Source organism: Bradyrhizobium sp. Rc2d, assembly GCF_900099855.1.
Classification (GTDB): Bacteria; Pseudomonadota; Alphaproteobacteria; order Rhizobiales; family Xanthobacteraceae; genus Bradyrhizobium.
The window spans coordinates 1-7,276 of the sequence record NZ_FNCU01000101.1 but is presented as its reverse complement, the minus strand read 5'-3'; the positions used below and the strand labels follow the sequence as shown (position 1 = coordinate 7,276).

The 7,276-nt window shown below is 58.9% G+C and carries 8 protein-coding genes and 1 pseudogene; 5 read left to right on the top strand and 4 right to left on the bottom strand.

What is annotated here, in order from left to right; all coding sequences use genetic code 11:
* Together BLV07_RS45500 and BLV07_RS45495 are read right to left on the bottom strand one after the other, a co-directional pair.
* A pseudogene (locus tag BLV07_RS45500) lies at positions 1-357 on the bottom strand (IS110 family transposase); the annotation flags it as partial.
* A 222-nt stretch (positions 358-579) separates the two neighbouring features.
* Entirely contained in the window at positions 580-2,010 is a 1,431-nt protein-coding gene (locus BLV07_RS45495) for a sensor histidine kinase (protein WP_091899111.1), read from the bottom strand.
* A 290-nt stretch (positions 2,011-2,300) separates the two neighbouring features.
* Between BLV07_RS45495 and BLV07_RS45490 the strand changes: the two genes are divergently transcribed.
* From BLV07_RS45490 to BLV07_RS45470, 5 genes are all read left to right on the top strand, one after another.
* Positions 2,301-3,305: a helix-turn-helix domain-containing protein gene (locus BLV07_RS45490; protein WP_176946201.1), complete on the top strand. Its 1,005-nt coding sequence runs from the start codon at positions 2,301-2,303 to the stop codon at positions 3,303-3,305.
* Positions 3,302-3,493, top strand: a complete 192-nt coding sequence (locus tag BLV07_RS45485; RefSeq protein ID WP_091899109.1) for a globin family protein — start codon at positions 3,302-3,304, stop codon at positions 3,491-3,493. Before BLV07_RS45490 ends, BLV07_RS45485 begins: the two co-directional genes overlap by 4 nt.
* A 232-nt stretch (positions 3,494-3,725) precedes the next feature.
* Entirely contained in the window at positions 3,726-4,133 is a 408-nt protein-coding gene (locus tag BLV07_RS45480; RefSeq protein ID WP_091899108.1) for a globin domain-containing protein, read from the top strand.
* Positions 4,134-4,194: 61 nt separating this feature from the next.
* Positions 4,195-4,404: a hypothetical protein gene (locus tag BLV07_RS45475; protein WP_091899107.1), complete on the top strand. Its 210-nt coding sequence runs from the start codon at positions 4,195-4,197 to the stop codon at positions 4,402-4,404.
* Between the two features lie 44 nt (positions 4,405-4,448).
* Positions 4,449-4,715, top strand: coding sequence for a diguanylate cyclase domain-containing protein (locus BLV07_RS45470; protein WP_244551468.1), 267 nt, complete (start codon positions 4,449-4,451; stop codon positions 4,713-4,715).
* A gap of 75 nt (positions 4,716-4,790) precedes the next feature.
* On the opposite strand, the gene BLV07_RS45465 is transcribed toward BLV07_RS45470, so the two are convergent.
* Both BLV07_RS45465 and BLV07_RS45460 read right to left on the bottom strand, forming a co-directional pair.
* Positions 4,791-5,876 (bottom strand): SAM-dependent methyltransferase, encoded by a 1,086-nt coding sequence (locus BLV07_RS45465; protein WP_244551467.1) that lies wholly within the window; start codon positions 5,874-5,876, stop codon positions 4,791-4,793.
* 782 nt (positions 5,877-6,658) lie between these two features.
* On the bottom strand, positions 6,659-7,276 hold a 618-nt coding region (locus BLV07_RS45460; protein WP_143035751.1), incomplete at its 5' end, for a transposase.

The window sequence follows — 7,276 nt, the reverse complement described above, 5'->3', positions numbered from 1 at the left end:
GACAGCTCTGTTGCTCGACCGTCTTGGTCGGCACGAACCGCATGTTGGGTCTCGTGACCGCCTCGCAAATCGCCTCCGCGTCGGTGGTGTCGTTCTTGTGCCGCTTGACGTACGGCTTCACATAGCCGGAGGCATCAATCGCACCGTATGTCCCAACGCCTGCAACTCACGGGACCAATAATGGGATGATGCGCAAGCCTCGATCCCCACCAGGCACGGCGGCAACTTCTCAAAGAAGGACAGCACGAAACGGCGCTTGAGTTGACGCCGTATGACCACTTGCCCGGCTGCATCAACGCCATGCACTTGAAAAACCGACTTCGCAATATCCAGACCGACCGTCGAAATTGACTGCATAGGCTGCTCCTCCGAATCGTGGGAGCCTCAAAAACGGCGCCCATACCTTGGCACTCTCGTGCCGGTGGAGGAGCCGGCCACAGCATCACAAGCCGAAGTCGCCCCCGAATCGGTCACGGGGACGATGGGCGCGTGCTTGAAATCGCAAAACTCCAAGCGACATATTAAGATTCGTAACGGTAGCCATCTGCTCCGCTGTTGGCCCGCTGCAGAATGTTCAATTCACGCTGCCTGATTTGACTGTGCAGGCAGCGTGAATTGAAAAGTCGCGCCCTGAGGTTGGGCGGCGGTGGCCCACAGTCGGCCCCCATGCGCTTCAATGATGGTGCGGCAGATCGATAGACCCATCCCCAAGCCGCCGGGCTTTGTCGTGTAGAAGGCCTCAAAGATGCGATCGAGACCCGCTGAACTCAGACCTGGACCCGAATCCCGCACTACGACGAGCACGCCGTCCGGCTTGCCCTTACCAGTGGTGATCACCAACTCTCGCGCCCCCTCGCGAACCGAGCTTAATGCTTCGACGGCGTTGATGATCAAGTTGAGGATCACTTGTTGCAGTTGGACTCGATCTCCTTGAATGAGCGGCAGCCCCTCCGCGAGTTGTGTCTGCACCGAAACGCCGTTCTTCACTATTTCGCCACGGGTCAGGGCAATGCACTCAAGGATTGCTCCGTTGATCTCCAAGGCATCCTTCCGTGGGGGTGCCTTCTTGATTAGGGCACGGATCCGGCCTATGACGTCAGTGGTTCGGTTGCCTTCCTTGACGATCTCACCGAGCGCCTCCCGGGCCTCCTCCAGATTTGGCGGCTGCGCGTTTAGCCAGTTCAAGGCAGCTTTTGCATTGTTAACTGTCGCCGCGATTGGCTGCATGACTTCATGGGCAATCGAGGCCGACAGCTCTCCCATCGTTGTGACGCGATTGACGTGCGCGAGCTCCATCTGCACCTCGTTGTAACGCCGCTCGCTTTCGCGAATTTCCTCCTCCGCCCGCTTGCGCTCGGTTAAGTCCACGACGAAGGCCATGCCCTGGTCGTGTCGCCCGCCGAACGTCGCTGCCCCGACCAGCACCGGCACGCGCGCGCCGCTTTTCAGGAAGTACTCCTTCTCATAGGGTTGCGCGGTTCCGGTCGCCTCTAGCTCCGCCACTCGTCGGTCGTCGGCATCGCGCCATTCGGTGGGCGTCAGATCCCGCCAGCGCAGTCGACCGGAGACGAGATCTTCGCGGCTGTATCCGACGATGCGGAGAAAAGCCTCATTGGCATCGCTGATCCGATCGTCAAGATCCCAGACGAAGATGCCGATGATGTTGGAATCAACCAGCCGACGTATCCTCGCCTCCCGTTCTTGGAGATTGCCATCTGCGACATCGTGGAGAAGAACGCTCTCTTTCGTCCGCATCACGTAGCGTAGGATAGACTCCGGCAGACCTGCAGCGGTTACACTTGGTTGTCGCTGACCGACGGTCACCGTATCATCGCTGGTCGTGACTTCCGCCTCAACCCGATACTCATCATTCCGCGCAAGAATCAACAGGCCTCGCGCTGCATCCGCGTATTCGATCGCCGTGCGCATGAGCGTGTCGATCAGTTTGCCCTCGATGATCTCCCTCCTGAGATTGATCAGTGACGGTCTCCTGATACGGGCATCGGTCATCACGATCTCCCTGCAAGAAACTTTGCAACCTCGGCCTTACCTCGATCTCAATGACTGTAGGGCCGCACATCACCGCCGTCGTCTCAGTGAGCGCCGCACGATGTCTCATTCTCCGCCGATCGGACGGGAGAATGCGGCGGCCATCTCGGCCGCGGAAACCGAGACGCGAAGGGACCACACCGCGTCGGATAATCGCCTCCGACAGTGGGAGTCTCGCACCCTCGCTTTACCCATGCGATCAGTTTAGGATTGGGAACCTTGGACGTTCGGTCGGTTCCATAGGGGTCGTCATGCAAGTCTCTTTTTCCACGGAACATATAGCGCCGCGCGACCGCGTGAGGTGCTGGTGCGACTACTTCGCGAAGCAGGCCCATAGCATCACGCCGGGCAAGGTCCCGGATCCCGGCGCCTTTCGCGCGGAAGCGAGCGGATCGATTGCCGGCGAATTTGCGCTGCTAGATATCAAATCGGAACTCGAGAGGGTCCAACGCACAGCAGCCGATGTTGCCAAGGACAAGTCCGAAGCGTTCTTCGTCCGCCGATTTCGCGTGCCGGTGATCTGGAGGGCCGCCCCACGCAGCACGCCGGTCGACCTCATTCATGAAGCCGGCGATTTCTGCATAAGCTCAACCGAATGGCAATTCGACGCGGAATCGAAAGGCCCTGCCTCGTACGACATGCTGATCATCCCGCGGGCCGCGCTCTCGCCGATTATAACCGGGGGCCGACTGGAGTGTCCCTTTCGGCTGCCCGGCGCGTCGCCGCTCGGCTTGCTGCTAGGCGCAGCTATCGATGCGGCGAAGGTGCAAGCGCCGCTGCTTCCCGAGGCACTTAGTGAGGCCGTGCTGCGCAATCTCTGCGGCCTCGTGGCACTGACTTGTAACGCCTCCGACGAGGGCGCCAATCGCGGGCGGGATTCGCCGCACTCGGCGCGGCTCGCGGCAGTCAAGCGCTATATCGATCTGCATCTCGCCGATCCCACCCTGACGCCCGCCAGCGCCGCCGTCGCACTCGGCATGTCGACGCGCCAGTTGTACCGGCTGTTCGAACCGAACAAAGTTAGTTTCGCCCGATACGTTTCGCGCCAGCGACTGCTCCGGTGCCGCGAGGCGATCGCCGGGGCGACGGGAACTGGCCGGTCGGTGGTCGACATCGCTTTTGGCTGGGGGTTCAACAGTATGGCAACATTTTATCGCGCGTTCGTAAGCGAGTTTGGTAGCCCGCCCACTATGCTACGCGCGGTCTCGCAAGAACAAGCGAGCGGCCTGCGCACGACAGGGCAAGAAACATCGTGAACGCGGCGCAGCAGGAACTTGTCCAGACCGCCTTCGCCAGGCCTGCGGTGAATCTCGCGCTGCGGGAAGCGCTGCTCTGGACCCTCGAACAGGCGCTTGGAGAAGATCTCACGCCCCCCATCCACGAGGCGTGGACGGTCTACTACGATGAACTCGCCGGTGAAATGAGGGCGGCGGCCGGCGTCTGACTACGATCTCCCGCTTGGCGCTGAGTGAGACGTTTCATGGCGCTAGATGAGACGACATCGCAGCCGCTTCTATGTGAATGATGCTGCGGCCCATGGAAATTGGTGGGCCGAGGAGATAAGGCGTTCTGCCAGGTCACGTGACGCTTGTACCCTGTGGGATGGTGCATCCGCCATGCCGAGTGTAGCGTTGCGTTTAGACGAGTGAGGGGCGCCGCAGGGGAGAAAAAACATCATGAATACGGCGCAACGGGAACTTGTCCAGACCACCTTCGCCAGGCTGGCGGTGATGCCGGAGGTCGCCGGGGCGTTGTTCTACGAGCGGCTACTCGCCAAGAATCCGAGTTTCCGGCCGCTGTTCAACAACAACATGCGCATTCAGGGCCTCAAGCTGATGAGCATGCTCGCTATGGTCGTGTACAATTTGCCCGAGCCGGATCAGGTTTCGACTGCTTTGCGCGATCTCGCCGTCCGTCATGTCGAGTATGGCGTCAAGCCCGCCGACTACGACGCGATGCGGGAAGCGCTGCTCTGGACCCTCGAACAGGCGCTTGGAGAAGATCTCACGCCCGCCGCCCGCGAGGCATGGACGGTCTGCTACAATGAACTCGCCGGTGAAATGAAGGCGGCGGCATACGTCTGATTACGGTCTCCCTGTCCCTTTTGTAAATCCAATCCGATGGCGGTTGGTAGAGAATCGGGCGATGCTGCTGCTCGATATTGGTTTTGTGCAAACTGATCTTGGGACGATGATCGATCTGCTACGGTCGCGAGTAACGCTCGAGGCAGAGATTGTGGTGCTGCGGCAGCGAATCAACGTGCTGCGGCGGGCCAATCCCAAGAGACTTTCATTTGGGTCGATTGAACAGGCTGATATTCGGAGGCGTCTGCCGGCTGTTTCCCAAGATGTATAATACACTTGCAATTGTCCGACCGGACACTGTGATCCGTTGGCACCGTGCCGGTTTCAGATCGCTGTGCCCAGATCGGCGAGGAAATTCGTGATGCGCTGCACGAGCTCGCCATGCTCCATGCGCAGAACCCACCGTCCCGACTGGTCACGGTAAGCCTGGGCGCGGCAACGGGGCTTCCGTCGCAGACCTCGACGGACCGCAACGCTCTGGTGGCGGCCGCCGACCGCGCGCTCTATGCCGCCAAGGACAGCGGCCGCGACCGGGCTGGTGATGTCGGGCCAGGTCGTGCCTGGCCGGCGAAGAGCGCGTGATCCGGTCCGACTGAACACCAGGCGTAGCGAACGGCGCCCTTGCCGGCATAGCTGTACTGCAGTGGACCCGCGCGATCACTGGTCGTCGTTGGGGACCCATTCCTCCGCGGTCGAATCCCAATGATGAGTATCGTCGAAGTGCCGCCAGGGCGGCCGCTTCACTGCTTCCGATGTGTGAGTTTGGGAGCAAGATGGTGCCTTGGGTTTGGTGGCCAGCACCGTGTTGTACGGGTTGCCAAACACAAACACCTTCGACGTGCGCCAAATAATTCGCTCCAGTTCCACGAATGTGCGCATCTTTAGCCGGTACTTCCACAAGAGCATGTGTTGAATGAAGTTCCAGGTTACTCCCCAGGCCAAGAACGGTAGTCGCCGATAGTGGATTGGACTGAAGCCAAGTCGGCGCATCTTGTAGACGAGAAGATTGGCTCCGACAAAATTGTAGCGCCAATTCTCGAAGAAGGCGGTGACACTCAAGTAATCCTTGGTACGGCGACAATGATCCAGCGACCCCGGCGAATGGATCAGCAACCGTCCTCCCGGCTTGAGCATCCGCCAGCATCTAGCTAGCCACGCGTCCAGGTCTTTGGTGTAGCCAATCGATTCGAGCGCATAGATGGCATCAAAGTGTTCATTCGGGAGATCGAGGCTGTCAAAATCGATGACTATCACCTGTCCACGCCCGCCAAGTCTCGCAAACTTCCGCCGGCAGATCTCCGCCTGCACAGATGAATTGGTCACGCACACAATTTCGATATTGCTCCGCCTGGCGAGGTATTCGGCTGCCGCGCCGGAGCCGCATCCGAGATCCAGGAATCGCATCCCGTCTTTCGGCTTCAAAAGTGTACATTCGGCCTCGTAAGGGTGCGAAAATGCCAATCGGGGAAACACACACGTGCTGTAGTTCGATTGCTCGTCGCGATACGTGCCGAACACGTCATCATATGTGCGCCTTTCGTCGTCATGTTTGAGAAAGTCGTTCGGCTTTGGTGTCCACTCAATCAGTTGGCGCTGCTCGAATTCATTCAGCTGGTGGCCGATCTTGCTCGCGTCCTTCGGTCGGGTCACCAAAAGAAAAAGTACGTAATGAAACAGGTTGTATGCCACAAACAACCCAACGATGACGGCCGCTACCAGTTGAGATATTAGAACAATATTCAAGGTTGCTCCTGTGATAGCTGAAAAATTCTACGAACTCGTGTTGCAATTTTCAAATCACAGCAGTGTCCTGCTAGAGGCTAACTTCCGGGTTGGGTCATTCGCGTCACTTTGACCGTGCGCCGCTCACTTCGGTTTTCCCAAATTAGCGGACATTCTCAGGGTCAGTCGGGACCGTCATAAAGCCCTTGCGCGGTTCTCCGGCAGCTGGTCGAAGGCGATTTGGAGCCAGGCCACCCAATTGCGATCACTCTCCTTGCGAATTCTGAAGCGATCGACTTGGAGCAAAGCGGGGTTCGCCACAAGTAGTGCCCGACGAGACCAAACTTGCCATCACAAACTGCGCATCGCGCGGCTCTGCCAGACTTTGGGAGCAGTTGGGCATTGTAGTTTCCTCTTGGTACTTTCGATCAAGTGAAAAAAGCAGGCGGTGAAGCTGGGGGGACTTCACCGTCCTTAAACCTTCCGACGGAGGGGGCGTATTCCACCGGAAGGCAGCCTAAGGGAGCGAGCTTTGAGCCCGCCCCCTTTATCGTCCGTCGATCGTCCTTTTTTCACCGTTGCACTTCATGAGCCTGTGCGCTTTTCCAACGCATGCAGCCTAAGACGATCGCGATCAGTGGTTCAATTGAACGTAGGTAACGTCGGGCCATCCAAAATGGTCATGGAACGCTACGAAGGTCTATGGCGCTCGCCCTTAAAGCCGACCACGTCCGCAATGGTTCTTGGCCGTGTAAAAACGGCTTCAAAGGGCATCGGTCCGGAAGCTAGGAACCGCGCCTGTCTCAGGCCGCGATCGCAGTGATCAGTGGCTTGGTCCCGACGATGTTCATGACCCGTGTAAGATTATAGGCCAAGACCGAGAGTGCCATCTCGGCCGCTACTGGGAGCGTTTTGGTGAGGAAGTGTGTCGCTCCCATGCGGGCCTTCATCGTGCCGAACCGATGCTCGACCGTCTCCCGACGCTGACGCATGGCTTCTGGGTTTGCGTTAAGGCGCTGCTGCACAGCCTCAAGCAGATGCTCGTGCTCCCAGCGGGTAATTCGCCGCTCTGGTCCTGTCGTGCACTGCGATTTGAGCGAGCAATTTTGACAGGCAGTGGTCCAGTAGCGCCGCAGCATCTTGCCGTCTTCTTCGTTTGTGTAGCGATACGGCAATCGCTCCCCAGCCGGACAGCGATAGGCGTCCTCCTCTGGCAAATAGGCAAAGTCCTGCTTACCGAAGCGCCCCTCCGATTTGGCACCCGACGTCAGCGGCTTGGGCAGAGTTACGGTGATGCCGGCCTCGTGGCACGCGAGGATCTCCGGGCTGTTGAAGTAGCCGCGATCGGCTACAGCTTCGAGCGTCTCGGTCTCGAGAACAGCCTTCGCCTGCTTGGCCATATTGGCGAGTTGTGCCCGATC

Bases quoted from the DNA above. Each gene is read 5' to 3' on its own strand.
- BLV07_RS45495 (WP_091899111.1), bottom strand. From the start codon at position 2,010: ATGACCGATGCCCGTATCAGGAGACCGTCACTGATCAATCTCAGGAGG.
- BLV07_RS45490 (WP_176946201.1), top strand. From the start codon at position 2,301: ATGCAAGTCTCTTTTTCCACGGAACATATAGCGCCGCGCGACCGCGTG.
- BLV07_RS45480 (WP_091899108.1), top strand. From the start codon at position 3,726: ATGAATACGGCGCAACGGGAACTTGTCCAGACCACCTTCGCCAGGCTG.
- BLV07_RS45475 (WP_091899107.1), top strand. From the start codon at position 4,195: ATGCTGCTGCTCGATATTGGTTTTGTGCAAACTGATCTTGGGACGATG.